At 50.3% G+C, this 25,708-nt stretch carries 24 protein-coding genes; 22 read left to right on the top strand and 2 right to left on the bottom strand.

Annotated features, from left to right (window positions below; all coding sequences use genetic code 11):
• Window position 1: 1 nt before the first annotated feature.
• The 10 genes from ispH (at window position 2) to GPK90_RS09705 (ending at window position 11,057) form a co-directional block, all read left to right on the top strand.
• Window positions 2-847, top strand: a complete 846-nt coding sequence (gene ispH, locus GPK90_RS09750; protein WP_118513519.1) for a 4-hydroxy-3-methylbut-2-enyl diphosphate reductase — start codon at window positions 2-4, stop codon at window positions 845-847.
• The gene (gene rpsA / locus GPK90_RS09745; protein WP_118297830.1) at window positions 835-1,914 is read left to right on the top strand and encodes a 30S ribosomal protein S1; all 1,080 of its coding nucleotides are present in this window, start codon (window positions 835-837) and stop codon (window positions 1,912-1,914) included. The genes ispH and rpsA overlap by 13 nt, the downstream gene beginning before the upstream one ends.
• A gap of 314 nt (window positions 1,915-2,228) precedes the next feature.
• The gene (locus GPK90_RS09740) at window positions 2,229-2,963 is read left to right on the top strand and encodes a hypothetical protein (protein WP_215702853.1); all 735 of its coding nucleotides are present in this window, start codon (window positions 2,229-2,231) and stop codon (window positions 2,961-2,963) included.
• 112 nt (window positions 2,964-3,075) lie between these two features.
• Complete coding sequence (locus tag GPK90_RS09735) at window positions 3,076-3,225, top strand: alpha/beta-type small acid-soluble spore protein (RefSeq protein WP_118297892.1); 150 nt, start codon at window positions 3,076-3,078, stop codon at window positions 3,223-3,225.
• A 152-nt stretch (window positions 3,226-3,377) separates the two neighbouring features.
• On the top strand, window positions 3,378-4,472 hold the full coding sequence (locus GPK90_RS09730; RefSeq protein ID WP_252197409.1) for a cobalt-precorrin 5A hydrolase: 1,095 nt from the start codon (window positions 3,378-3,380) through the stop codon (window positions 4,470-4,472).
• 56 nt (window positions 4,473-4,528) lie between these two features.
• Window positions 4,529-5,605 carry a bifunctional adenosylcobinamide kinase/adenosylcobinamide-phosphate guanylyltransferase gene (locus tag GPK90_RS09725; RefSeq protein WP_215702852.1) on the top strand — a complete coding sequence of 359 codons (1,077 nt, stop codon included), beginning with the start codon at window positions 4,529-4,531 and terminating at the stop codon, window positions 5,603-5,605.
• On the top strand, window positions 5,605-6,693 hold the full coding sequence (locus GPK90_RS09720; protein ID WP_118531843.1) for a pyridoxal phosphate-dependent aminotransferase: 1,089 nt from the start codon (window positions 5,605-5,607) through the stop codon (window positions 6,691-6,693). Before GPK90_RS09725 ends, GPK90_RS09720 begins: the two co-directional genes overlap by 1 nt.
• 217 nt (window positions 6,694-6,910) lie before the next feature.
• On the top strand, window positions 6,911-8,365 hold the full coding sequence (gene guaB, locus GPK90_RS09715; protein ID WP_021905973.1) for an IMP dehydrogenase: 1,455 nt from the start codon (window positions 6,911-6,913) through the stop codon (window positions 8,363-8,365).
• Between the two features lie 114 nt (window positions 8,366-8,479).
• Window positions 8,480-9,379, top strand: a complete 900-nt coding sequence (locus GPK90_RS09710) for an AEC family transporter (protein WP_252197408.1) — start codon at window positions 8,480-8,482, stop codon at window positions 9,377-9,379.
• A 124-nt stretch (window positions 9,380-9,503) separates the two neighbouring features.
• The gene (locus GPK90_RS09705) at window positions 9,504-11,057 is read left to right on the top strand and encodes an ABC-F family ATP-binding cassette domain-containing protein (protein ID WP_215702850.1); all 1,554 of its coding nucleotides are present in this window, start codon (window positions 9,504-9,506) and stop codon (window positions 11,055-11,057) included.
• A gap of 120 nt (window positions 11,058-11,177) precedes the next feature.
• Here the strand turns inward: GPK90_RS09705 and GPK90_RS09700 are convergent, their stop codons facing one another.
• On the bottom strand, window positions 11,178-12,596 hold the full coding sequence (locus tag GPK90_RS09700; RefSeq protein WP_215702849.1) for a spore germination protein: 1,419 nt from the start codon (window positions 12,594-12,596) through the stop codon (window positions 11,178-11,180).
• A 798-nt stretch (window positions 12,597-13,394) separates the two neighbouring features.
• Between GPK90_RS09700 and GPK90_RS09695 the strand changes: the two genes are divergently transcribed.
• From GPK90_RS09695 to GPK90_RS09645, 11 genes are all read left to right on the top strand, one after another.
• Complete coding sequence (locus GPK90_RS09695) at window positions 13,395-15,326, top strand: NAD(+) synthase (protein ID WP_215702848.1); 1,932 nt, start codon at window positions 13,395-13,397, stop codon at window positions 15,324-15,326.
• A complete protein-coding gene (locus GPK90_RS09690) occupies window positions 15,323-16,105 on the top strand; it encodes a TrmH family RNA methyltransferase (protein ID WP_118531830.1) in 783 nt (260 codons plus the stop codon). Before GPK90_RS09695 ends, GPK90_RS09690 begins: the two co-directional genes overlap by 4 nt.
• Window positions 16,106-16,117: 12 nt before the next feature.
• A complete protein-coding gene (locus GPK90_RS09685; RefSeq protein WP_118531828.1) occupies window positions 16,118-16,570 on the top strand; it encodes an NfeD family protein in 453 nt (150 codons plus the stop codon).
• Window positions 16,571-16,605: 35 nt separating this feature from the next.
• Complete coding sequence (locus GPK90_RS09680) at window positions 16,606-17,541, top strand: SPFH domain-containing protein (RefSeq protein WP_118531826.1); 936 nt, start codon at window positions 16,606-16,608, stop codon at window positions 17,539-17,541.
• On the top strand, window positions 17,525-18,670 hold the full coding sequence (locus tag GPK90_RS09675) for a patatin-like phospholipase family protein (protein WP_329752043.1): 1,146 nt from the start codon (window positions 17,525-17,527) through the stop codon (window positions 18,668-18,670). The genes GPK90_RS09680 and GPK90_RS09675 overlap by 17 nt, the downstream gene beginning before the upstream one ends.
• A gap of 23 nt (window positions 18,671-18,693) precedes the next feature.
• Window positions 18,694-18,996 carry a DUF6637 family protein gene (locus tag GPK90_RS09670; RefSeq protein ID WP_118297842.1) on the top strand — a complete coding sequence of 101 codons (303 nt, stop codon included), beginning with the start codon at window positions 18,694-18,696 and terminating at the stop codon, window positions 18,994-18,996.
• Between the two features lie 20 nt (window positions 18,997-19,016).
• Entirely contained in the window at window positions 19,017-19,997 is a 981-nt protein-coding gene (locus GPK90_RS09665; RefSeq protein ID WP_118531824.1) for a biotin--[acetyl-CoA-carboxylase] ligase, read from the top strand.
• Window positions 19,990-21,144 (top strand): A/G-specific adenine glycosylase, encoded by a 1,155-nt coding sequence (mutY, locus tag GPK90_RS09660; protein WP_252197407.1) that lies wholly within the window; start codon window positions 19,990-19,992, stop codon window positions 21,142-21,144. Before GPK90_RS09665 ends, mutY begins: the two co-directional genes overlap by 8 nt.
• Before the next feature lie 21 nt (window positions 21,145-21,165).
• Window positions 21,166-22,095, top strand: coding sequence for a diacylglycerol/lipid kinase family protein (locus GPK90_RS09655; RefSeq protein WP_346011239.1), 930 nt, complete (start codon window positions 21,166-21,168; stop codon window positions 22,093-22,095).
• A 144-nt stretch (window positions 22,096-22,239) separates the two neighbouring features.
• Window positions 22,240-23,364 carry an RNA polymerase sigma factor RpoD gene (gene rpoD / locus GPK90_RS09650; RefSeq protein WP_118297844.1) on the top strand — a complete coding sequence of 375 codons (1,125 nt, stop codon included), beginning with the start codon at window positions 22,240-22,242 and terminating at the stop codon, window positions 23,362-23,364.
• A gap of 125 nt (window positions 23,365-23,489) precedes the next feature.
• Window positions 23,490-24,149 (top strand): epoxyqueuosine reductase QueH, encoded by a 660-nt coding sequence (locus GPK90_RS09645; protein WP_215702847.1) that lies wholly within the window; start codon window positions 23,490-23,492, stop codon window positions 24,147-24,149.
• 3 nt (window positions 24,150-24,152) lie between these two features.
• Here the strand turns inward: GPK90_RS09645 and GPK90_RS09640 are convergent, their stop codons facing one another.
• Window positions 24,153-25,157 (bottom strand): MBL fold metallo-hydrolase, encoded by a 1,005-nt coding sequence (locus GPK90_RS09640; RefSeq protein ID WP_215702846.1) that lies wholly within the window; start codon window positions 25,155-25,157, stop codon window positions 24,153-24,155.
• A 285-nt stretch (window positions 25,158-25,442) separates the two neighbouring features.
• Between GPK90_RS09640 and GPK90_RS09635 the strand changes: the two genes are divergently transcribed.
• Complete coding sequence (locus GPK90_RS09635; protein ID WP_118297848.1) at window positions 25,443-25,706, top strand: HPr family phosphocarrier protein; 264 nt, start codon at window positions 25,443-25,445, stop codon at window positions 25,704-25,706.
• Window positions 25,707-25,708 lie beyond the last annotated feature (2 nt).

Here is a 25,708-nt window from a genome sequence, read left to right as displayed (position 1 = left end):
CATGGAAGTAACAGTGGCAAAGACAGCGGGCTTCTGCTTTGGCGTGAAGCGTGCTGTGGAAAAAGTATATGAGCAGATCGGAAAGACGGAAAAACCGATCTACACCTACGGTCCGATCATCCACAATGAACAGGTCGTGGGGGATCTTCAGGAAAAAGGAGTGGAGGTCATCGACACTCTGGAAGAGCTGAAGACGATCCGCGATGCCGTTGTTGTGATCCGTTCCCACGGCGTCGGAAAAGATGTCTATGACATTTTGAAAGAAAACGGAGTGGAGATCGTCGATGCCACATGTCCGTATGTAAAAAAGATCCACCGGATCGTGGAAAAACAGACTGCAGAGGGAAGAAGAGTCCTGATCGTCGGCAGTGAGGACCATCCGGAAGTGCAGGGCATCAAGGGCTGGGGTGATGAGAGGACAAAAGTCATCGAAAACATGGATGATTTCCGCAGACTGGAATTACCGGAGGACGAAAAGCTTTGTATCGTATCCCAGACGACATTTAATTACAAGAAATTTCAAGATCTAGTTGAAAAAATTTCTAAAACGCGGTATGATATAACTGTTTTAAATACGATTTGCAATGCAACACAGGAAAGACAAGTGGAAGCGATGAGGATAGCCTCGCAGGTGGACGTGATGCTGGTTATCGGCGGGAAACACAGCTCGAATACCCAGAAGCTATACGATATCTGCCGGAAGGAATGTAAAAACACCTATTACATCCAGACTCTGGGCGACTTTAATCCTGAATGTATTAGTTCTGTGCGCAGTGTAGGTATTACGGCCGGGGCGTCAACCCCAAACAATATTATCGAGGAGGTTCATACTAAATGTCAGAATTAAGTTTTGAACAAATGTTAGAAGAATCATTAAAAACAATACGTACAGGAGAGGTTGTCACCGGTAAGGTCATTGACGTAAAAGAAGACGAAATCGTTTTAAATATTGGTTACAAGTCTGATGGCATCATTACCCGCAGTGAATACACAAACGAGTCCAATGTAGACTTAAGAAATCTTGTACATGTTGGTGACGAGATGGAAGCCAAAGTCGTAAAGGTGAACGACGGTGAAGGTCAGGTTGCTCTTTCTTACAAGAGACTGGCTGCAGACAGAGGAAATAAGAGACTTGAGGAAGCATTCGAGAACCATGAAGTTCTTACTGCAAAGGTTTCCCAGGTTCTTGACGGCGGTTTAAGCGTAATCGTGGACGAAGCAAGAATCTTCATCCCGGCAAGCCTTGTATCCGACGTATATGAGAAAGATTTATCCAAATATGCTGATAAAGAGATCGAATTCGTGATCACAGAATTCAATCCGAGAAGAAGAAGAGTCATCGGTGACCGCAAGCAGCTTATCGTTGCTAAGAAGGCTGAGATGCAGAAAGCTCTCTTCGAGAAGATCGCTGTAGGCGACAAGGTAGAAGGAACTGTTAAGAACGTAACTGATTTCGGTGCATTCATCGATCTCGGCGGCGCTGATGGTTTACTCCACATCTCCGAGATGTCCTGGGGCAGAATCGAGAACCCGAAGAAGGTATTCAAGGTTGGCGATAAGGTAACAGCTCTCATCAAAGACATCAACGGTGAGAAGATTGCCCTTTCCATGAAGTTCCCGGAGACAAATCCGTGGGCAAACGCTGCTGAGAAGTACGCAGTAGGCAACGTAGTTACGGGTAAAGTAGCTCGTATGACTGACTTTGGTGCATTTGTTGAGCTTGAGCCGGGCGTAGACGCTCTGCTTCATGTATCCCAGATCTCCAGAGAGCACGTTGCAAAACCGGCTGATGTACTTTCCATCGGTCAGGAGATCACTGCAAAGATCGTTGACTTCAACGAGGCAGACAGAAAGATCAGCTTAAGCATGAAGGCTCTTGAGGCTGACAACGCACAGGAGCAGACTGAGGAGTAATCCGGAAGTCTTTGATCGGAAATGAATTTTTTGGGACATCACAGTTGTGATGTCCCTTTTTTGCTTAACGGGAAATTTCAACGGAACTCCCTGTTAAGCAAAAGGGCATTGCCTGCCCGGGGTGCGCACTCCAAAGTGCCCGGATTGCCGCAGAAATGCCGCAATCCGGATCCTTTCTACAAAAATGCGTAAGGGATTTGTAAATGAAATCCTAGTGTATTTTCAAGAATTATATGCTAAGATATGCCTACAAAAAAGAAAACAGCTGCGACAACTTTTTTGAAATCTGGAAAATTTGAGGAGGAACTGATATTATGAAGAATATGAAAAAAATGACTGCGCTGGCATGTGCAGCGATGATGATGGCATCTATGGGAATTACCGGATGTGCAAAGGCGGACGGACAGACAAAGGAAGAGACAAAAGCTGTTGTCGTTGAGACTCCGGCAGGAACGGAAACTTCCGCAACGACAGAAAATGAGGCGACAATGCTTCCAGGCGGCGAAAACCCGGAGGGCACAGGAGCGGAGGCAGAGAGTGAATACGCTCCGTTTGTCGGCACCGTTGTTTCCATGGAAAACGGTGAGCTTACGATGAACCGCCAGGTCGGGGATTCTACCGAGGAAGTGATCATCACGATCTCTGATGATACAAAGATCCTCGACGGCGTCAACGGTTACCCGGTTGAAGCAGATACTCTGACGGAAGGAAAAGCAGTGAACGTTTATGTGGGATCGGCGATGACAATGAGTCTGCCGCCGATTGCGAACGGGATCATGATCATCACGGATGTTCCGGAGGACGCGGCGTTCCCGAAATATACCCAGGTAGAGAGCCTTGATCAGGGAAGTGCAGACGGAGAGTTCGTTTTAACAACCGTGGATGGCAGCGAATACACGATCACGGCTGAGACAAGACTTCTTCCGTATCTGACTAAAAATATCGTTTCCGAGGAAGATCTCACAGAGGGAACCGATATCCTCGTCTGGACATCTGCAGATGATGCCGCAAAGACAGAGAAGATCGTGATCTTCCAGAGCGGAAACTAAGGGAATAAAAAGACAGGATCCGGGCATACTTCCTTTACGGAAGGAGTGTGGACCATTGTCTAAAAAGAAAAGGGAACCGATCGATCCGGAGCATATAAAGCCGGAGGATCGGATGAAATTTGAGATCGCGAAGGAACTGGGACTTGCCGACAAGGTTGTAGCCGGCGGGTGGAGGTCACTCACTGCAAAGGAGAGCGGACGGATCGGCGGTCTTATGACAAAAAAGAAAAGAGAGCTGTCTGCGGGGGAAGAACACATCTGATGAGGAGAAAAAGGAAAATTTTCGGACCGAAAATTCCTACCCGCAAAAAGTAACAGGAAAACTGCCGTTGAACAACCGGCAGTTTTCTTTTATAATGAGGAAGAAAGAGTTTGGCTGAATGCAAGTGAGACATGATCCGGAGAGGATGGAAGATGATGAAGGTATCGCTCGTCTGCTTTACGAGAATGGGATTTGAAACGATGAAAAAGATCGCCGGGACGGGGAGTGCCGGCGGAAATGAGGAAAAATGGGACACGTCGCTGTGGGTCGCAGGGCGTTACGCGCTCCGGCTTGCCAGGGAAGATGCCGGTCTTCCTTATCAGGCGATCGCGGAGGGCGGACTTTCCGCGTGGACCGGGGCGGAGTTTCAGCGCTCGGATGCGCTTATTTTTGTCGGCGCCTGCGGGATCGCTGTCCGCGCCATCGCCCCGTTCGTGCAGGATAAATTCCATGATCCGGCCGTTCTCTGCGTGGATGAGGCGGGAACGTTCGTGATCCCGCTCCTTTCCGGTCATGTAGGAGGAGCAAACCGCCTGGCGGAGTTTGTGGCCGGTGGGATCGGGGCGGTCCCTGTCGTCACGACGGCGACGGATGTGGAACGGAAATTCGCAGTGGATGTCTTTGCAAAGGATCACGGGCTTGTGATCACAGACCGGGTACTTGCAAAAAGGATCTCGGCGGATATTCTTGCGGAGGAACCGGTTGGCGTGTTCTCGGATTTCGGCTTTTCAGGATGGAAAAAAATACCGGAGGGACTGTTTCGCGACCGGCTCTGTAAACGGAATATCCGGATCACGGTGTCGGACCGGGAGAAGGACGGGATCCCGTCAGACCGTGTCCTGCGCCTCGTACCGAGGTGTGTGGCACTGGGGATCGGATGCAAACGGGGAACTCCCGCGGAGAAGATCCGAGAGACGGTGGAGGACGCTATGAGGCGGAACGGGATCGACCTCAGAAGTGTCTTTGCGGTCGCGAGTATCGATATCAAAAAGCAGGAACAGGGGATCATCGATTTTGCAAATACGCTGCAGGTCCCGTTTCTCACCTTTTCCAGTGAGGAGCTGAACAGCCAGCCGGGAACGTTTACAGAGTCGGAATTTGTCAAAAAGACGACGGGAACCGGAAATGTCTGCGAGAGATCTGCGGTGGCAGCCTGCCGGATGGGAGTCAGAGACTGCCGGATCTTATTTAAAAAGGAAGCGGGAGATGGCGTGACGGTGGCGGCGGCGTATGATCCCAGGCTGTAAAAAGATGCTATGCGGCAGCGCTTGTGATGTACACGGATAATAGGAGAGAAGAGACTATGATGATTCTTGTAAACGGAGGCAGTTCGAGCGGAAAATCGGCATTTGCGGAATCGCTGATCCTTGAACAGGATAAAAGAGAACGGGTGGAAGAAAATAAGACCTGCCCATCCTGGTATCTGGCGACGATGATCGCCTGGGATGAGGAGTGCAGGGAGCGGATCCGGAAACACCGGAATATGCGGGCGGAGAAGAATTTCAGGACGATCGAATGTCCGGTAGATCTTGAAACGGCGGAGATCCCGGCTGGGAGCCGCTGTCTTCTGGAATGTGTTTCAAACCTTGCGGCGAATGAGATGTACCGGGGAGATATGAAGAATCCGGAGGAACATGCAAAAGAGAGGATCCTTGCCGGAATCGAAAAGGTCAGGAAGAAGTCCGGCTTTTTCGTGATCGTGACAAATGATGTCTCCGGAGATCAGGGGGCATACTCGGAGGAGACGGAAGAGTACCGGAACCTTCTGGGAGAGATCAATATTGCGCTGGCCGGGGAGGCCGATGAAGTGTATGAGGTCCTCTGCGGAATTCCGGTAAAGATAAAAACTGCGGAGAAGAACACGGCTCAGAGAGAGGACAAGGAGAAAATGGAGCATATGACAGACGGGATCACGCTGATCACAGGGGGAGCGCATCAGGGAAAAGCGGAATTTGCCATGAAAAGGGCGGCGGAGAACAGAGAAGACCGCTTTATCTGTGCGGCGGACGGAGAAAAAACGCGATTTGCCGATGCGTTCAACGCGGAGGCGATCTTAAATCTTCATATGTATATAAGAAGAATGATCACGGATCCGGACGAGTCGGGACTGCGGACGGAATATCCGGCTGGAAATGAGGAAAATTGCGGGGACAGGGCGGAAGCGTGCATGTACCGCTTTCTGGATGAAATTCTGGAAAAAAATCCGGCAGCAGTCATCACCTGTGATGAGATCGGCTGCGGGATCGTCCCGGTGGACGCGGATGACCGCCTCTGGCGTGAGATGACCGGGGACGCGTGCCAGTATCTGGCAGCACGCGCGGGAACGGTCTTTCGCGTTGTCTGCGGGATCCCGGTGCTGTTAAAAGGCGGTGAGCAGTGATGGAATACGGACACGGCGGTGATGTTTACCGGAACCGGAACGTGGAGCTTGACTTTTCGATCAATGTAAATCCACTGGGGATGCCGAATTTTGTGTGGGAGGCGGCGATGAAGAGCATCGCACTCAGCACCAGATACCCGGACAGTACCTGCGGAGCACTCCGCGCGAGAATGTCGGAACTTACCGGGATCCCGGGGGAGATGATGATCTTCGGGAACGGCGCTGCGGAGCTGATCTTCCGGCTGGTGCAGACGTTATGCCCGAAGAAAGCCGCGATCCCCGCCCCGTCTTTTATGGAATATGAGACCGCACTGAAAGCATGTGGGACGGAAGTTTCCTTTTTTTACTTAAAAGAATCGGAATCCTTTTTTCTAAACATTTCCGAATATCTGGAATTTCTGAAAAAAGAACGCCCCGATATGATCTTTTTGTGTACACCGGCAAATCCGACCGGTGCGATGATGAGAAAAGCGGATCTCTTAAAGATCCTCGACTACTGCAAAAGAGCGGGGATCGTTGCCGTGATCGATGAATGCTTTATCGAATTCTTAAATGAAGAAAAGGCGGATGGCTGTATCCGGGAATTTCTGGCGTGGAAGGAAGGAATGCCGGAAAATGGGGGAACGTTATTTCTCCTCAGGGCATTTACGAAGACATACGCGATGGCGGGACTGCGGATCGGCTATGGATTCTGCACGGATCCGGGGCTTATCGAGCGGATGGAAGAAAACTGGCAGCCGTGGAGCGTATCGATCCCGGCCCAGGAAGCTGGGCTGGCGGCTCTTTCGGATGAGCGGATCCCGTTCCTGAAAAAAATGCGGGAGCTGGTGGAAAAGGAGAGAAAGGTTCTCTCGGACGGACTCACAAAGGCGGGATTTACAGTGTTCCATTCGGAGGCGAATTTCCTTCTGTTTAAGGATTTTAAGACGGAGCAGGAATCGTGGCTGTACGAGTTTTTTCTGGAACACGGGATCCTGATCCGGTCCTGCAAAAACTACAGGGAACTCGATTCGAGATTTTACAGGATCTGCGTCCGGACGCACGAGGAAAATCTTGAGTTTCTGGAGATCCTGAAAGAGTACCGGTAATTCCGTATGGCGAGGCTGGAACTGCCGGGCTGAAAAATTTTCGGAAATTTATAAGCAAAAATAATAAAAAAGTGAAAAAAATTATATGAATTGACGGTTGCTAAAATTCGACAAAGCTGTTATACTCTAGGATAATAACTGGAACTGACGCAACGACAGTTTTTAGTTATATTTTTTTTAAAAATAATAAAACAGAAGAAAGAGAGGGAACCATAAAATGGGTAAGATCATTGGTGAAGGTATTACATTTGATGATGTGCTCCTCGTACCTGCATATTCTGAAGTAATCCCAAATCAGGTTGATGTTTCAACACACCTGACAAAGAAAGTCAAACTCAATATTCCATTTATGAGTGCCGGCATGGATACCGTTACTGAGCACCGCATGGCGATCGCTATGGCGCGACAGGGCGGAATCGGTATCATTCACAAAAACATGTCGATCGAGGCGCAGGCTGAAGAGGTAGATAAGGTAAAACGTTCTGAAAACGGAGTAATCACAGACCCATTTTATTTGTCCCCGGAACATACATTAAAAGATGCAGATGAGCTGATGGCAAAATTCCGCATTTCCGGTGTTCCGATTACTGAGGGTAAAAAGCTTGTCGGAATCATCACAAACCGTGATCTGAAATTTGAGGAAGATTATTCCAAGAAGATCAAGGAGTGCATGACTTCCGAGCATCTGGTTACAGCTAAAGAAGGCGTAACCATGGAAGAAGCAAAGCGCATTCTTGCAAAGGCAAGAGTCGAGAAGCTTCCGATCGTTGATGAAAACTTTAACTTAAAAGGACTCATTACGATCAAAGATATCGAGAAACAGATCAAGTATCCGAACTCCGCAAAGGATGACCACGGAAGACTTCTCTGCGGTGCTGCAATCGGAATCACAGCAAATGTTCTTGAGAGAACAGAAGCCCTTGTAAATGCAAAGGTCGATGTTGTTGTTCTCGACTCTGCGCACGGACACTCTGCGAACGTTCTCAACTGCGTAAAGATGATCAAGGAGAAATATCCGGATCTTCAGGTAATCGCCGGTAACGTTGCAACGGGTGAGGCTACAAGAGCCCTGATCGAGGCCGGCGTTGACGCTGTTAAGGTTGGTATCGGACCGGGATCGATCTGTACGACACGTGTCGTTGCAGGTATCGGTGTTCCGCAGATCACTGCTGTTATGGACTGCTATGCAGTTGCGAAGGAGTACGGTATTCCGATCATCGCCGACGGCGGTATCAAGTATTCCGGAGATGTTACAAAGGCTCTCGCAGCCGGCGGTAATGTCTGCATGATGGGATCCATGTTCGCGGGCTGCGATGAGAGCCCGGGAGACTTCGAACTTTATCAGGGAAGAAAATATAAAGTTTACCGTGGAATGGGATCTATTTCTGCTATGGAGAACGGCAGTAAGGACCGTTACTTCCAGTCGAACGCGAAGAAGCTTGTTCCGGAAGGTGTTGAAGGACGTGTTGCTTACAAGGGATTCGTTGAGGATACCGTATTCCAGATGCTGGGCGGTCTTCGTGCCGGTATGGGATATTGCGGTGCTCATGATATCAAAGAGCTTCAGGAGAACAGTCATTTTGTTAAGATCTCCGCAGCCGCACTCCGCGAGAGCCATCCGCATGATATCCACATCACAAAAGAGGCTCCGAACTACAGCGTAGACGAATAATTTTAATCCCGAGAGGGCAGCAAAAGGCTGTGCAGGCGGCGGAAACGCTGTTCCCTGCACAGCCTTTTTTCGGACTGTGTGTATTTAGAAATAAGGGACCAGATGGAAAATTTTATGAAGATGCTTTCGACCCAGGCGATCCTGCTCGTGTACATGGCGGTGGGATTTTACTGCAGAAAGCGTGGAATTATTGAAAAAAAGATGCAGGGAAAGCTCACGGATTTTGTTCTCAGAATCACGCTGCCCTGTATGATCTTTAACTCCTTCAGCATGCATATCACATTGGACATGTTAAAACAGGCGGCCCTGTGTCTCGGAGTGGCGTTTTTTATCTGCTTCGCGGCATGGCTCGGTGGAAAAGTTGTCTACAACATGTATCCGAAGGAGAAAAAATCCGTCTTACAGTATGCCACACTCGTCAATAACGCGGCGTTTTTGGGGCTGCCGATCGTGAAGGCGGTGCTCGGCGAGGCGGGAATGTTCTTGGCGTCGATCTTTATTATCCCGAACCGTATCTTTATGTGGACGGCGGGAGTATCGATTTTCACGGCGGAGGCGGATAAAAAGGCGGCGTTTAAGAAGGTCATGCTGAATCCGTGCGTGATCGTGATCTTTATCGGACTTTTCAGAAGCTTCACAGACTTTACTCTGCCGGAATTTCTGGCAAAGTCTGTCACAGGACTTGGAAACTGTACAACTCCGCTCTCCATGGTCCTGATCGGGACGATGATGACGGAACTGACACTGGCGTCCTTTAAGGACTGGAGTACTGTGTACCTGGCGTTTATGCGCCTTGTGGCACTGCCATTTCTGGCGCTCTTTATCATGCGCCTGTTAAATGCAGATCCGATCATGACAGGGTGCGCGGTGATTCTTACAGCGATGCCTGCGGGAAGCACGACGGCGCTTCTGGCGGAGAAATATGGATCAGATCCGGTGTATGCGTCGAAATGTCTGCTTACCAATACACTGTTCTCTCTGATCACGATTCCGATCATGACATTATTTATATGATATCAGGTTCAAAAGGTCTGAAGTTCGACGCAAGCCTGCTTGCAGTTATATAGGTTTACCTGGGATCCCAGGAGAAAGGGAAAACGGCTGAATTTTAAGGAAAAGCCGGAATAAAAGAAGTTTTATGAGTATTTTAAATGTAGAACACTTAAGCCATGGTTTCGGAGACCGGGCTATCTTTACGGACGTTTCTTTCCGCCTGTTAAAGGGGGAACATATCGGTCTCATCGGAGCAAACGGTGAGGGAAAGTCCACATTTATGAATATCATTACCGGGAAGATGATGCCGGATGAGGGAAAGGTCGAATGGTCGAAGAATGTCCGTGTGGGCTACTTAGACCAGCATACCGTGCTTGAGAAGGGTATGACGATCCGCGACGTGCTTAAGAGTGCCTTTTCCTTCCTCTTTGAGATGGAGGAGAAGATGAACGACATCTGCGCGAAGATGGGAGACGCCTCTGAGGAAGAGATGAACGCCATGATGGAGGAGCTGGGAACGATCCAGGATCTTCTGATGGCACATGATTTCTATATTATCGACTCCAAGGTGGAGGAGATCGGACGCGCCTTCGGCCTCGACGAGATCGGTCTTGACAAGGACGTTGACGAGCTCTCCGGCGGACAGAGAACGAAGGTCCTCCTCGGAAAGCTTCTTCTTGAAAAGCCAGATATCCTGCTCCTCGACGAGCCGACAAACTACCTGGATGTACAGCATATCGAGTGGCTGAAGCGGTATCTTCAGGATTACGAGAATGCTTTTATCCTGATCTCCCACGATATCCCGTTTTTAAACAGCGTGGTAAACCTGATCTACCATATGGAGAACCAGAAGCTTGACCGCTATGTGGGTGACTATGACCGGTTCATGGAAGTCTACGAGATGAAAAAGAGCCAGTTGGAGGCAGCTTACAACCGCCAGCAGGCGGAGATTGCGAAGCTTCAGGATTTCGTTGCGAGAAACAAGGCCCGTGTTGCGACGAGAAACATGGCGATGTCGAGACAGAAGAAGCTGGACAAGATGGAGGTCATCGAGCTTGCAAAGGAAAAACCGAAGCCGGAGTTCCATTTCCTGAATGCAAGGGCAACCGGAAAACTGATCTTTGAGACGAAGGATCTTGTGATCGGTTATGATGAACCACTTTCAAAACCGCTTAATTTCCTCATGGAGCGCGGCGAGAAGATCGCGGTCATTGGCGCCAACGGTATCGGAAAGACCACTTTTTTAAAGAGCATTCAGGGTCTGATTCCGGCAATCTCCGGAAGTGTTGAGGTCGGTGACTACCAGTTCCCTGGCTACTTTGAGCAGGAGATGGCACCGGGAAATACGACGACCTGTATCGAGGAGATCTGGAAGGAGTTTCCGTCCTACACCCAGTACGAAGTCCGCTCTGCCCTTGCAAAGTGCGGCCTGACTACAAAGAATATCGAGAGCCAGGTCCGCGTCCTCTCCGGCGGTGAGCAGGCGAAGGTCCGCCTCTGCAAGCTTATGAACCGGGAGACCAACGTTCTGCTTCTCGACGAGCCGACGAACCATCTGGATGTGGATGCGAAGGATGAGCTTAAGAGAGCACTTTTGGAGTACAAAGGAGCAGTCCTCCTCATCTGCCACGAGCCGGAGTTCTATGACGGACTGGTATCGAAGGTTTGGGATCTCAGTAAGTGGTCGTTGAAGATTTGATATATTTACAATTGAAGAAATCCGTGTCCTGTACAACGAAATCTGCAGGACACGGATTTTTTGTGCAATGGGAAATTCCGGTAAATGAAATGCATCAATACGGAATTTACCGGAAAATGGTCAGCGTTTATTTTTCTCTGTATGCGGCAGCCGTCCCCGGAGGAATCTCTTTTTGATCTCCGGCCACGAAAACGGGATCAGCGGATAGATATAGCTCTTTCCGGCGATGGTGCGGTTGAATACGATGGAGCAGACGGCGATGGCGGTGCCGAGGATGAATCCCCAGACGTTTAAGAGGGAGGTCAGGATCAGCAGGATCACACGCATGAATTTTAGCGCGTAACCCATCTCGAAGCTTGCCTGAGAGTAATTGGCTATGGTGACAAACGCCATGTAGAGCATGGTTTCGGAATTGAACCAGCCGGATTTTACAGAATATTCGCCGAGAACAATACCGGCGATAACACTTAACGGTGTGGTCAGCATGCTCGGCGTATTGACTGCGGCGAGACGCAGGCCGTCAATGGCAAATTCCAGGATCAGAAGCTGGAAGATCAGGGGAACGTACATGTCATCTGCCAGTTTGACAAATTCCAGCCAGCCTGGGATCCAGTTCTGGTTCTGCATAAAGAGAAGCCACACCGGGGTCAGAAACAGGGTGAGAAATGAGACTGTCATTCTGGAAAGCCGCAGGTAGGTCCCGGTCACCGGCGGGAAGTAATAGTCATCTGCCTCCTCGATAATGTCAAAGACTGAGGATGGCAGGATCATGCAGGCGGGGGAATTGTCAACAAGGATGACGATGTTTCCCTCCAGAATAGACGCTGCAGCCGTGTCCGGACGTTCAGAAAAACGAAATTTTGGGAACGGGTTGAACCATTTGTGGGGAAAGATACATTCTGCCAGACTTTCCTGATTCATAGTCAGAGCATCTACATGCAGATTTTCGATGCGGTCCTTGATCTTATTTAGCAGGTCCTCGTCCACACGACGTTTCATGTAGCAGATCGCGATGTCTGTGTGGGAGCTTTCTCCGGTCTGCATGATCTCCACCGTGAGATTCACGTCCCGGATCCGGCGGCGGATCAGGGCGGTATTGAAGATCATGGTCTCCACGAAGCCATCCCGGGAGCCTCGGAGCACCTTGTCTTTTTCGGGCTCCGAAACCCCGCGGGCCGGGTAAGTACGGCAGTCGATGAGGATTGCCCGGTCATACCCGTCGATCAAAAGACAGGAGAGGCCGGAGAGAAGCTGAGTGAAGATGATGGTATCATCGGTCTCGATGGTGGTTTCGCCGTAGTGGACATGCTGCTTTGCAAAGTCATGGGCGGATGCCGGGAAAGCATCCGGCTTTATGGAGGCGAAGTCCTGCATCAGCCGCAAAAGGATCTCATCCTTTGTGAAGCCGTCCACAAAGTACAGGCAGGCATTTTTGCCGGCGATGGTCAGCGTGCGGTAGACAATGTCAAAGTTCTTTGAAATGTCCAGAATTTCGTGAAAGTGTGAGATGTTCTGGTCGAAGTTGGTTGAAATATTCATGGCTCATTGGTCCTTTCGAGGATAATTACAGTGTAAAGGCAACGCTTCAGCAAAGCTGCGGATTTACTGTGATGGCTGCAGTACAGTATAGGATTTCTTAAAAACTATGAAATTATGCGGGGGATACATGGCATCTGTATGCCACCAGCAAATGTGTGCAGTATACAAAATTCTGACCATATCGGACAGGACGGCCATAGAATAGATTGTTTTTTTGTAAAAACAACGAATCTGCTTTTCCTCAGCGGACATTTGTGCGGAAGATAGTAAATATATACAATAAAATTGTGCAAATTTAACTATATTTACCATAGCATTTCCGGTAATATTTTGTTATACTGCATAAGCATTGAAATTGAAGGGGTATCAATTTCGAGGAACTGTATAATGCAAGGAAATTGTACGTGAATGAAAGGCTGTGCTCAGTGGGGGAGCACAGCCTTTCGCCATTCCAGCGTTGCCCTTATGCAGTTCAGCGAATGCGAGTTTCTATGCAGGCAGGTTTGCAGCGCACACGTACTTGCTGAACTGACACATGGTAGAACGATTCATGAAATATATATAAAACAATCGAAAAGCCATAGCTATTTTCAGAAAAAAAGTGTATAATAAAAAGTAATCATTCAGCCATGCGGAAATTTTCAAAACAATAGAAAGCACCGTTTATGACTGAATTGTTGTATAACGGGTAGCTGCGAAGATACGGAACAGTTGCTGTAACGGAATACACTCCAGGATTGACTGAACATCTGCGCGCAGCGCGGCCATCAAAGTCAGAATAGATTAAGGAGAATAGACATGAAAGATGGATTTATCCGGGTGGCGGCAGCCACCCCAGATTTAAAGGTTGCGGATCCGGCGTTTAACCGGGAGCAGACCTGGAAGATGATGCAGGAGGCGGCGGATCAGGACGTAAAGATTCTGGTGTTCCCGGAACTGGGGCTTACCGGATATACCTGCGGTGATCTGTTTTTACAGGATACGCTGGTCGATCAGGCAAAGGAAGAACTCTTATGGCTCTTAAATGCATCAAAAGCGATGGATATGCTGACCTTCATCGGACTCCCGTGGATGAAGGACGGAAAACTTTATAACGTGGCGGCTGTTATCAAGAGCGGAGAATTATTGGGACTCGTTCCGAAGAGACATCTCCCGAACTATTCTGAGTTCTACGAGCTCCGCCACTTCAATCCGGGTCCGGTAAAGCCTGATGTGGTAGAGTGGGGAGAACGCCTGGTCCCGTTTGGAAGCAAGGTTTTATTCCGCTGTACAAATATCCCGGAACTTGTAGTTGCCGCGGAGCTCTGTGAGGATGTCTGGACGATGGATCCGCCCAGTGTATCCCACGCGAAGGCCGGAGCTACCGTGATCGCAAACTGCTCCGCCAGCGATGAGACAACAGGAAAGGCCGGATACCGTGAGGCGCTGATCGCCGGACAGTCTGCCCGCCTCGTATGTGCGTACATCTATGCCAATGCCGGAGAGGGCGAGTCCACCCAGGACCTCGTCTTCGGCGGACATGATATCATTGCCGAGAACGGAAATATCCTTGCGGAATCCGAGCGTTTCAAAAACGGCATGATCACGGCGGACATCGATCTTTACAGACTTAAAAACGAGAGAAGAAGAATGACCACATGTCAGCCGGGTGCGGAGACTGAGGACTATGATTACATGGACTTCACCTTAAATAAAACGGAGCTCACATTAAAACGCTATATCGATCCGGCACCTTTCGTTCCGTCAAACGAGAAAGAGAGAACCGCCCGCTGTGAGGAGATCCTAACGATCCAGGCCATGGGCTTAAAGAAACGTCTCGCCCACACCGGTGCCAAGAGCGCGGTTGTAGGAATCTCCGGCGGACTCGACTCCACCCTGGCGCTTCTCGTCACAGCGAGAGCCTTCGATATGCTGGGCATTTCGAGAGAAAATATCCTCTCCGTCACGATGCCGTGCTTCGGAACTACGGACAGAACCTACAACAACGCAGTCACGCTCACAAAGAAGCTGGGTGCGACGTTAAGAGAGGTAAATATCAGAAAAGCAGTTTCCACCCACTTCGAGGATATCGGACATGATCCGGCGATCCATGATGTGACTTACGAGAACTCCCAGGCAAGATACCGCACCCTGATCCTCATGGACCTTGCGAACAAGACGAACGGCATGGTCATCGGAACAGGAGATATGTCTGAGCTGGCTCTTGGCTGGGCGACCTACAACGGCGACCACATGTCCATGTACGGCGTGAACGCGTCTGTTCCGAAGACGCTTGTCCGTCATCTTGTTCGCTACTACGCGGATACCTGCGGCGACAAGGCCCTGGCAGATGTACTCAACGATGTTCTCGATACCCCGGTGAGCCCGGAGCTTCTGCCGCCGGAGGACGGAAAGATCTCCCAGAAGACGGAGGACCTGGTCGGACCTTACGAGCTTCACGATTTCTTCCTCTATTATATTCTCCGTTACGGTTATCATCCGGCGAAGATCTACCGCCTGGCGAAGATCGCTTTCGAGGGAGTTTACGAGGACAAGGTGATCTACAAGTGGTTAAATACCTTCTACCGCCGGTTCTTCGCACAGCAGTTCAAGCGTTCCTGCCTGCCGGACGGCCCGAAGGTCGGATCTGTTGCGGTTTCTCCGAGAGGAGATTTGAGAATGCCGAGTGACGCGGCGAGACGGATCTGGATGGATGAAGTGGAGAAACTTGACCCGGAGGCAGATCGATGATCACGAGTACAAAAAATGATCAGGTAAAAGCGGTCATCGAGTTAAAGAAGAAAGCGAGAGCGAGAAACGAACAGGGACTTTTCGTTGTCGAGGGAGTGCGGATGGCCGCTGAGCTCCCGAAGGATCAGGTTAAAAGTATCTATGTTTCTGAAACCTTCGCGAAAAATCCGGAGAATGCCGCAATTCTTGCAGAATACCCGGGATATGAACTTGTCAGTGATCAGGTGTTTGCGGCAATGTCCGATACACAGACGCCTCAGGGTGTGCTGGCACTTGTCAGACAATTTTCCTATGGAATGGAGGATCTTTTAAAGAATGATCGTCCCGCCCACCTGATGGTTCTGGAAAATCTTCAGGATCCGGGAAATCTCGGAACGATCTTGCGAGCCGGAGAAGGTGCGGGGATCACGGGACTTATCATGAGCCGTGACACTGTGGACCTCTATAACCCGAAGGTGATCCGCTCCACCATGGGATCCGTGTTCCGTGTCCCGTTCTATTATACGGATGATCTGGAACAGACGGTCCTGGATCTGAAGGCGCGGGGAATCCGTGTTTTTGCGGCCCATCTTGCAGGAAAGAATAATTACGAACAGGAAGATTATACTGGTAATACAGCATTCCTGATCGGAAATGAGGGAAACGGGCTGACAGAAAAGCTTTCCAACCTGGCAGATACCTGGGTGAAGATCCCCATGGCGGGAAAGGTGGAGTCCTTAAATGCCGCCATCGCAGCATCGATCCTGATGTTCGAGACGGCGAGACAGCGGCGCGCGTAAAGGAGTGATTTTATGGATATGATCGGATGGCTGGTAGCCTTTGTAATTCTGATCGGAATCGAGGCGGCGACTATGGCGCTCACGACGATCTGGTTTGCAGGCGGCGCGTTGTTTGCGTTTTTCGTTGCGATCTTTGGCTTTTCTGTCAAAATGCAGCTTGTAGTATTTCTGGTCGTATCGTTTCTCATGCTGCTCTTTACGAGACCGCTCGCAGCACGGTTCATCAACCGGGAAACCGTGAAGACGAATGTGGACGGACTGATCGGAAGAAAGGCGAAAGTGATCACAAAGATCGACAACAATGAGCCGTCCGGAGTTGCAGTCGTCAATGGGCAGGAGTGGACGGCGAGATCTGCGGATGACGCAGTGACGATCCCTGTGGGGACCCATGTGCTCATAAAGGAAGTCCGGGGCGTGAAGCTTATTGTGGAACCGGTTTCCGAAACCTCTGAAAGCCAGAAATAAAATTTTTCCCAAAACTCATAAAGGAGGATTTAAATATGCCAGCAATTTTAGTATTAGTACTGATCTTTATCATTCTGCTGATCCTTGTTTCCTGCATCCGTATCGTGCCTCAGGCACAGGCGATGGTCGTGGAGAGGCTTGGCGCATACCTGGAAACCTGGAACGTGGGAATCCACTTTAAGGTTCCGTTTATCGACCGTGTTGCAAAGCGCGTTCTCTTAAAAGAACAGGTCGTTGACTTCGCCCCGCAGCCGGTGATCACAAAGGATAACGTAACCATGAAGATCGATACGGTCGTGTTCTTCCAGATCACGGACCCGAAGCTCTACGCATACGGCGTTGAGAATCCGATTATGGCGATCGAGAACCTGACAGCAACCACACTCCGGAACATCATCGGTGACCTGGAACTCGATCAGACCCTGACTTCCCGTGAGACGATCAACACAAAGATGCGTTCGGCACTGGACGTTGCGACGGACCCGTGGGGCATCAAGGTCAACCGTGTGGAGTTAAAGAACATTATCCCTCCGGCAGCGATCCAGGATGCGATGGAGAAACAGATGAAGGCGGAGCGTGAGCGCCGTGAGGCGATCCTCCGTGCGGAAGGTGAGAAGAAGTCCACGATCCTCGTTGCGGAAGGTAAGAAACAGTCCGCGATCCTCGATGCGGAGGCGGATAAGCAGGCAGCGATCCTCCACGCTGAGGCGGAGAAGGAAAAACGGATCCGCGAGGCGGAAGGTCAGGCGGAGGCGATCTTAAAGATCCAGCAGGCGAATGCCGACGGCATCCGCATGATCAAGGAAGCAGGAGCGGACCAGGCAGTTTTACAGTTAAAGAGTCTTGAGGCATTCGCGAAGGCGGCAGACGGTAAGGCAACAAAGATCATCATTCCGTCTGAGATCCAGTCCCTGGCCGGCCTTGTGACAAGTGTAACGGAGATTGCAAAGAAGAGTGAAACTGAGAATTGATCTTGAAAAAGAATATGGGATCGTCTTAGAGGGCGGCGGAGCCCGGGGTGCGTACCAGATCGGCGTCTGGAAAGCGCTCCGGGAAGCCGGCGTGAAGATCAGGGGAGTCGCGGGAACGTCAGTAGGGGCGTTGAACGGCGCACTGATCTGTATGGATGACCTGGAAAAAGCGGAGGAGATCTGGGGGACTATGACCTACTCCACGGTATTCCGGGTGGATGATCCCATGATCGCAAAACTAAAGAAATTCGGCGTTCGATCCATGAAAATGACCGACGCGGCGGCAGAATTCAAACGGCTGTTTTCAGACAGGGGGCTTGATATCGCCCCACTCAAAAAACTTCTGGAAGAGACGGTGGATGAGGAGCGGATCAGGCGCTCACCACGTGATTTCTGTGCCGCGTCATTTTCAGTCACGGACCGGAAGGAAGAGGACTTTGATGTGAAGGAAGCGCCGCCGGGAACCATGAAGGACATGATGATGGCCAGCGCTTACTTTCCGGGCTTTAAGCAGGAAAAAATCGGCGGAAAGACGTATCTGGACGGCGGCAGCGTCAACAATGTCCCGGTCGATCTTCTGACGGACCGGGGATATAAAGATATCATCGTGATCCGCCTTTACGGGATCGGCGTGGACCGGAGAAAGTTTATGGAGATTCCGGCGGACGTGACGATCCATGAGATCGCACCGGGGAGAAATCTTGGCGGGATCCTGGAGTTTGACAGCGCAAGGACGAAGAAAAACATGAAGCTCGGCTATTTCGACGGGCTGAGATTTCTTTACGGACTCTGTGGGCGGAAATATTATCTTGACATGCCATATTCCGAGGCGTATTATTTTGGCAGGATCATGTCGGAGCTTGACCTCTTTAAGATCTGGCTGAAACCGTATGTGAAAGAGGACGAATTCGCGAAGCTCACGGGTTACCGTGTCTACACGGAAAAGATCTTTCCGTTTCTCGCAAAGAAGCTGAGGCTTTGCAGCGAGTGGGACTACAGGGATCTTTACGGTGCGGTCCTTGAGCTGTTTGCAAAAAAGATGCAGTTGGAAGTCTACCGTGTATACACGCCGGATGAGATCGTTGGGAAGATCCATGAACTGCTTTCGGATAAGCTGACGGTAGGATAGAGATATGAGGAGAACGCTGAAATATGGCGGAAAACAATAAAAGAAGAAAGGTCAGGAGCGAATCCATGGCGCTTGATGCCATGCATATCATCATCGGGATCGCCGTGGTGGTCATGTCCGTCATTTCGTTTCTTGATACGGAGAGGTACATGTTCCTCTTTCCGGTGATCTTTTTCCTGGCGGCGGTTTTAAATCTCGCCACAGGAAAATACTGGCTCTCCCGGACAAAGCGGGAGCGGCGGAGAAGAACTGCGGCGGTGTTCCAGATGGGATTCGGAACGGTCCTGCTGATCTTCACGATCTTAAGCGCGGTTAGCATTTGGTAGGAACTGTTGGAGGTAATGAGATGAAGGGAGAAATCCTGAAATTATTAAAAGAGACAGACGGCTATATTTCCGGACAGGAGCTCTGTGAGAAGTTCGGTGTATCGAGGACAGCAATCTGGAAGGTGATCAATCAGCTGAAAGAAGAGGGCTATGAGATCGAAGCGGTCCGGAATAAAGGATATATTCTGAAAGGATCTGCGGATGTGCTCTCGAAGGAAGAGTTGGAAAGTACGATCCATACGAAGTGGGCAGGAGAGAATGTCGTATTCTTTGAGGAGACAGTCTCCACAAACAACGAGATCCGGAGCCTTGCGGAACAGGGCGCGCCCCACGGGACTCTGGCAGTTGCGGAACAGCAGCTTGGAGGAAAGGGAAGACGGGGCCGTGTCTGGACATCCCCTGCGGGAGTCGGGATCTGGATGAGCATGCTGTTGAGACCTCAGATCGATCCGCTGGCTGCGTCGATGCTGACGCTGGTCATGGCTCTTGCGGCGAAAAAGGGAATTGAAATATCGACGGGACTGAAATCGGAGATCAAATGGCCGAACGATCTTGTATTGAATAAGAAGAAGATCTGCGGGATCCTGACGGAGATGAGCACGGAACTCATGGAGATCCAGTATGTGATCCCGGGAATCGGCATTAACGTAAACCAGAAGGATTTCCCGGACGACATTAAGGCTACCGCAACTTCCCTCTACATAGAGAGCGGAAAGATCCAGAAGAGAAGCGAGATCATCGCAGCGATCATGGAGGCCTTTGAGGGATACTATGACACGTTTATCAAGACTCAGGATATGTCGGGACTCATCGAAGAGTACAATGCGAATCTCGTAAATCTCGGCAATGAGGTGTGTGTCCTGGACCCGGCGGGCGAGTTCCGCGGCGTTTCCGAGGGGATCAACAAGGAAGGCGCATTGCTTGTACGTCTCGCTGACGGCACGTTAAAGGAGATTATCTCCGGGGAAGTTTCAGTCCGCGGAGTCTATGGATATGTATAAGGAAGAAATGAATGTTTCGGGGGCGGATCTCTATTCCGGCCTCCAGAAAATCTTTCCGGATGAGAAGAACCTCACCCTGACGGAGCGTCTGGATGCCGCGAGAGGACCGCTCCTTTCGTGGTATCGGGAAAACAGGAGAGATCTCCCGTGGCGTGAGAACCGGGATGCCTACCGGATCTGGATCTCGGAGATTATGCTGCAGCAGACGAGAGTCGAGGCAGTAAAACCGTACTTTGCCCGCTTCATGGAACACTTTCCGACCGTGCAGGCGCTGGCGGATTGTGAGGAAGAGGAACTTTTCAAGTGCTGGGAAGGTCTTGGCTATTACAGCAGAGCGAGAAATCTGAAAAAAGCGGCAGAGATCATCGTCTCCGAATACGGAGGAGCGCTTCCGGCAGACCACGCGGCGCTTCTCTTACTTCCCGGGATCGGAAGTTACACGGCGGGAGCGATCGGCTCCATCGCGTTTGGTCTTCCTGTCCCTGCAGTTGACGGAAATGTTATGCGGGTCCTGTCAAGAGTGGCGGGAAGCTATGAGGATATCTTAAAGCAGGCAGTGAAAAAGAAGATGGAACTGGCGGTGGAGGAGACCCTGAAAACTTTAAAAGAAGGAGAAGCCGGGGACTTCAACCAGGCTCTCATCGAGACGGGAGCGATCGTCTGTGTGCCGAACGGAGCGCCGCTCTGCGGAGCACCGTGCCCGTTCTATACCGTCTGTGAGGCGAGAAAAAAGGCTCTGACCGCAGAGATCCCGGTGAAAACACCGAAAAAGAAAAGGAAAATAGAGGAAAAGACCGTATTATTAGTGGAATACGGGGATAAAATAGCCATTAGAAAGCGGGATGACACAGGGCTTCTGGCATCCCTCTATGAGTTCCCGAACCTGGAGGGAAAACTTTCCGGGAAAGAAGTGCTGGAACAGATGAAATGCAGAGCTGTGATCGAGAAAGAACTCCCGACGGCAAAGCATATTTTCAGCCATGTGGAATGGCATATGAGCGGATATCTGATCCGTGTAACAGAAGAAATTCCGGGACTGCTGTTTGCAGATCGGGAAGAGCTGAAGGAAAAGTATCCGATCCCGAATGCGTTTGCGGCTTATAGAAAGATTGCAGCTGCGCAGACAATGGACAGCTGCGAGAGCTAGTTGAAAGTATGGAGCGTGATCATGATGAAAAAAATGATATTTCTTTTTAATCCCCGTTCAGGGAAGGAAGCCATTAAAAATCAGTTATCCGATATCCTCGGGATCTTCTGCAGGGCAGGTTATCTGCCGTCCGTCTATGTGACCCAGGAGCCGGGAGATGCGGCAAAGATCGCCGAGGAGTATGGCAGTGAGGTAGAGCTTTTTGTCTGCAGCGGCGGGGACGGCACATTAAACAGCGTGATCTCCGGCATCATGAAGTTAAAAAAACGACCGGAGATCGGGTATCTTCCGTCCGGTTCCACGAACGATTTTGCAAGAAGTTTAAAGATCCCTGCAAACCTCACGGAGGCAGCGCGGGATGTGGTGAGCGGTAAATCCTACGGTGTCGATATCGGAAAATTCGGGGATCAGAGGTATTTTGTGTATATCGCAGCGTTTGGAGCGTTTACTGAGGTTTCCTACAGTACGCCGCAGGATGTCAAAAATGTTCTCGGACATCAGGCGTATATCCTGGAATCAATCAAGGCGCTGGGAAAGCTGAAGTCTTATAAAATGCATATTGCATGGGATGACGGCGAGGCAGACGGGGAATTTATCTTCGGAATGGTGACAAATACCACGAGTGTCGGCGGATTCAGCGGACTCGCTCCGAAGGATGTTTCGTTCCATGACGGTCTGTTTGAGGGCTTGTTTATCCGGACACCGAAGTCACCGGTGGACCTTCCAAACATCTTAAGCGGACTCCTCCTGTTCCCGGAACAGGAAAATAAGGATATGATCCGGTTCAAGTCATCAAAATTCACGGTGACTGCAGATGAGGATGTCCCGTGGGTCCTCGACGGTGAGTTCGGCGGGGCGGTAAAAGAGGCGAAGATCGAGAATGTAAAGGAAGCAGTCACTCTGAGCTGCAGCCCGGAACCGGAAAAAAAGGAAGAGAAGACGGAAAACTGATCGCAAAGCGGCATGAGATATTTCGAATATGCTAAAAATCAGTGAAAAATTCAAGGAAAAAAGTTGAAAAATGTCGCTGGATGGTATATAATGAACTATCGTGGAGCAGTTTGAGCAAGCCCCAACCTGAAAGGACGTTATTCAGTGGAAAAAGAAGTATTTTTAGACAAACTTAAGAAACTTGTCGCACTCGGCAAGTCAAAACAGAATGCCCTTGACGCGACGGAGATCAACGACTTTTTTGCCGGAGATAACCTCGGACCGGAGCAGATGGACGAAATTTATAATTACCTGGAGCATAACAATATTGATGTTGTGCCGGTAATCGATGACGCAATGCTTGCGGATGATTCCATGCTTCTGGACGATCTGGATGATGACTACCGTGAAGACAAGGACGGAGAGGACATTGACTTAGACGCCATCGACCTTCTGGAAGGTATCGGAACAGAAGATCCGGTCCGCATGTATTTAAAGGAGATCGGTACTGTGCCGCTTCTTTCCGCGGATGAGGAGCTTCGTCTCGCGAAGAGAAAGGCAGAGGGAGATGAGTCTGCGAAAGAGCGCCTGATCGAGGCAAACCTGCGTCTTGTTGTAAGTATCGCAAAGCGTTATACAGGACGTGGAATGAGTTTCCTGGATCTTGTTCAGGAAGGAAACCTTGGTCTTATTAAGGGCGTTGAGAAGTTCGACTATACAAAAGGATATAAGTTAAGTACATATGCAACCTGGTGGATCCGTCAGTCCGTGACGAGAGCGCTTGCAGATCAGGCGAGAACGATCCGTGTTCCGGTTCATATGGTAGAGACGATCAACAAGATGTCAAAGATGCAGAGAAAGCTGACCCTGGAACTTGGCTATGAGCCGTCCGTGACAGAGCTTGCGGAAGCGCTTGATATGTCAGAGGACAAGGTCATGGAGATCATGCAGATCGCAAGAGAACCTGCATCCTTGGAGACTCCGATCGGTGAGGAGGATGACTCCAACCTGGGCGATTTTGTTGCGGACAGCAACGCGGTTACCCCGGAGGGAAATGTAGAGTCTGTAATGCTGAGAGAGCACATCGATGCATTATTAGGCGATCTCAAAGAGAGAGAGCGTCAGGTCATCGTGCTTCGATTTGGTCTTGAGGATGGACATCCGAGAACACTTGAAGAGGTAGGAAAAGAGTTCAACGTAACGAGAGAACGTATTCGCCAGATCGAGGCGAAGGCGCTCCGGAAACTCAGAAATCCGGTCCGCAGCAAACGGATCAGGGATTTCCTGTAGAAACTCGTTTCAAAAAAGATGAAAGCGGATCGCAGGTGCGGATGTGTCTGGTGGATCCGAAAAAGAGATACAGGCAGCAGGAGAAGATCCGGCTGCCTTTTTTCTCTTCCTTTATTGGAGAATTTATGAATAAAAGAAATTATCAGAAAGAATTAGAAAAAAAACTGGAGGAACTTCAGAGCGGGGGAGGGGTGCCGACGCTGTTTCTCCATAGCTGCTGTGCACCGTGCAGCAGTTATGTCCTGGAATACCTCTCCCGGTATTTTGAGATCACGGTCTTTTATTACAATCCGAATATCTACCCGCCGTCCGAGTACGAGGAACGGACTTCGGAGCAGGAGCGCCTGATCCGGGAATTTAACGGAGAGTGGGAAAACGAGGCGAACCGCCATCCGATCCATTTCGTGGCGGGAACGTATGTGCCGGACGATTTCTACACGGCGGCAAAAGGCCTGGAACAGGAGCCGGAAGGCGGCGCACGGTGTACGGAATGCTTTAAACTCCGCCTTTCCGAGGCTGCGAGGGAGGCAAAAGCCGGCGGGTTCGATTTCTTTACAACGACACTCACGATCAGCCCGTTAAAAGATGCGGAGCGGCTGAACCGGATCGGGGAAGAGATGGGAAAAGAGTATGGCGTTGAATTTCTGCCGTCGGATTTCAAGAAGAAAAACGGATATAAGCGATCCACGGAGCTCTCCAGAGAACACGCGCTGTACCGGCAGAATTACTGCGGGTGCGTGTTCTCGAAGAGAGAGGCGGAGGAGAGGACCGGGCGCAGCGAATAGGCGTCACCGGAGAGACCAGTACAAAACTCCGTCCTTTTCCGTGCGGTCGATCACACCGGTCTCGAAAAGCCAGTCGAGGCAGGAAAAGAGCTTTGGCCAGGTGTGGAGATAGGAGAACAGGAAGGAGTAGCGGTAAGTCTGCATGCGCTGGATGTAGAGCGCCTGGTCGAGTTCCAGGAGAGTCATCGGGCGATTACTTTCTGCCAGTACCTGACGGAGCTGTGTGCAGCGCTCCCCGTATCCGGCGATGATCCGGTCGGTCTCTTCTTTGATCTCTGTGAATTCACCGTAGTGCCCCGGGAGAAAACGGTATCCGCTGTAATCAGATGCGAGTTCCCTGAGGGAAGCGAAGTATTCGGTGAGGAGATGCTGATCCTTTCCTGAGGTGATGACGATGGGAACAAGGCCGAGGATCACCTGGTCGGCGCAGAAGAATAACTTTGCATTTCGTTCAACAAGTCCGCACTGACCGGAGGTGTGTCCGGCAAGGGAGACGACTTCGAAGTCGTAACCGCCGTAAGAAAGACGGTCTCCGGGGGCGATGGGCGTGAATGGAAAGTCGAAATTCACGTTGTTATCCCTGGCGAGCTGGTCGGCGCCTGCCTTGATCTCCTGCCATGCGTCCGGAGTCCGTTCTTTTGTGACTCCGACTTCACTTGTGTAGGAGCGGCGCATATCATTGTCCTCATAAAAACGATGGTAGCGGTCGGAAGAGGCTGCGATCTCTACCGGATTCATGAACGCCCGGGCGCCGCGGTCGGTGAAAAAGGAGACATAGCCGCTGTGGTCTACATGATTGTGAGTCACGAAGATGTCGAGATTCCTGCAGTCGATGGAGAGCTCGTTCAGGGCTTGTTCCATCTCCGACAGACACTCCGGCACGTTCCAGGAGGTGTCGATCATGAGGCTTCGTTCGCTGCCTTTTATAATATAGAGGTTTCTGGATGAAGTCCTCATGTTTTTGTTCGTCAGGATGATCTTATATAAGTTTGGGGCAAGTATTTTCATTGGGGAAAACTCCTCGTTGGATATTTGGACGTGCCGGCATTCCAGTCGGGACAGGATCGTGAAGGCTAGCCGGACACGTTGCTTGTGCACGATATTGTTTTGATTGTAGCCCGGTGAGGGGAAAATGTCAAACGATTCCGGGGGATGCTCCGTTGACATTAGGGGAATTGTAGTATACAATGAAACTGCCTGGTCATGAATAAAAACGTCGTAAATGAGGAATGGTCATTTGGGGCGGTTTTTACTTGTTTATGAACTTACAATCAGAATAGGAGGAATTAGGTAATGGTAGAAAGAAAAGTTACAGTCGTAAACCCGACCGGTCTTCATCTTCGCCCGGCGGGACTGCTCTGCCAGACATCCATGAAGTTCGATTCTAAAGTGATGATTTTTTATAAAGAAAAGGAAATCAACGCGAAGAGCGTATTAAACGTAATGGCATCCGGGATCCGCTGCGGCGATGAGATCACCGTCCACTGTGACGGACCGGACGAGAAAGAGGCCATTGAAGCAGTCTGCAATCTGATCGAGACAGGACTCAAGGAATAAGA

It is taken from the genome of Clostridium sp. MCC344 (assembly GCF_018785365.1).
GTDB lineage: Bacteria > Bacillota > Clostridia > Lachnospirales > Lachnospiraceae > Pilosibacter.
Note: the sequence above shows the minus strand (reverse complement) of the source record. Positions and strands in the feature narration are given on the sequence as shown.

Bases quoted from the DNA above. Each gene is read 5' to 3' on its own strand.
- GPK90_RS09685 (WP_118531828.1), top strand. From the start codon at position 16,118: ATGGATATGATCGGATGGCTGGTAGCCTTTGTAATTCTGATCGGAATC.
- GPK90_RS09645 (WP_215702847.1), top strand. From the start codon at position 23,490: ATGAATAAAAGAAATTATCAGAAAGAATTAGAAAAAAAACTGGAGGAA.
- rpsA (WP_118297830.1), top strand. From the start codon at position 835: ATGTCAGAATTAAGTTTTGAACAAATGTTAGAAGAATCATTAAAAACA.
- GPK90_RS09740 (WP_215702853.1), top strand. From the start codon at position 2,229: ATGAAGAATATGAAAAAAATGACTGCGCTGGCATGTGCAGCGATGATG.
- ispH (WP_118513519.1), top strand. From the start codon at position 2: ATGGAAGTAACAGTGGCAAAGACAGCGGGCTTCTGCTTTGGCGTGAAG.
- GPK90_RS09730 (WP_252197409.1), top strand. From the start codon at position 3,378: ATGATGAAGGTATCGCTCGTCTGCTTTACGAGAATGGGATTTGAAACG.
- GPK90_RS09710 (WP_252197408.1), top strand. From the start codon at position 8,480: ATGAAGATGCTTTCGACCCAGGCGATCCTGCTCGTGTACATGGCGGTG.
- GPK90_RS09705 (WP_215702850.1), top strand. From the start codon at position 9,504: ATGAGTATTTTAAATGTAGAACACTTAAGCCATGGTTTCGGAGACCGG.
- GPK90_RS09635 (WP_118297848.1), top strand. From the start codon at position 25,443: ATGGTAGAAAGAAAAGTTACAGTCGTAAACCCGACCGGTCTTCATCTT.
- GPK90_RS09725 (WP_215702852.1), top strand. From the start codon at position 4,529: ATGATGATTCTTGTAAACGGAGGCAGTTCGAGCGGAAAATCGGCATTT.
- GPK90_RS09700 (WP_215702849.1), bottom strand. From the start codon at position 12,596: ATGAATATTTCAACCAACTTCGACCAGAACATCTCACACTTTCACGAA.
- GPK90_RS09720 (WP_118531843.1), top strand. From the start codon at position 5,605: ATGGAATACGGACACGGCGGTGATGTTTACCGGAACCGGAACGTGGAG.
- GPK90_RS09655 (WP_346011239.1), top strand. From the start codon at position 21,166: ATGATGAAAAAAATGATATTTCTTTTTAATCCCCGTTCAGGGAAGGAA.
- GPK90_RS09735 (WP_118297892.1), top strand. From the start codon at position 3,076: ATGAAATTTGAGATCGCGAAGGAACTGGGACTTGCCGACAAGGTTGTA.
- GPK90_RS09680 (WP_118531826.1), top strand. From the start codon at position 16,606: ATGCCAGCAATTTTAGTATTAGTACTGATCTTTATCATTCTGCTGATC.
- GPK90_RS09690 (WP_118531830.1), top strand. From the start codon at position 15,323: ATGATCACGAGTACAAAAAATGATCAGGTAAAAGCGGTCATCGAGTTA.
- GPK90_RS09670 (WP_118297842.1), top strand. From the start codon at position 18,694: ATGGCGGAAAACAATAAAAGAAGAAAGGTCAGGAGCGAATCCATGGCG.
- guaB (WP_021905973.1), top strand. From the start codon at position 6,911: ATGGGTAAGATCATTGGTGAAGGTATTACATTTGATGATGTGCTCCTC.
- GPK90_RS09665 (WP_118531824.1), top strand. From the start codon at position 19,017: ATGAAGGGAGAAATCCTGAAATTATTAAAAGAGACAGACGGCTATATT.
- mutY (WP_252197407.1), top strand. From the start codon at position 19,990: ATGTATAAGGAAGAAATGAATGTTTCGGGGGCGGATCTCTATTCCGGC.
- GPK90_RS09640 (WP_215702846.1), bottom strand. From the start codon at position 25,157: ATGAAAATACTTGCCCCAAACTTATATAAGATCATCCTGACGAACAAA.
- GPK90_RS09695 (WP_215702848.1), top strand. From the start codon at position 13,395: ATGAAAGATGGATTTATCCGGGTGGCGGCAGCCACCCCAGATTTAAAG.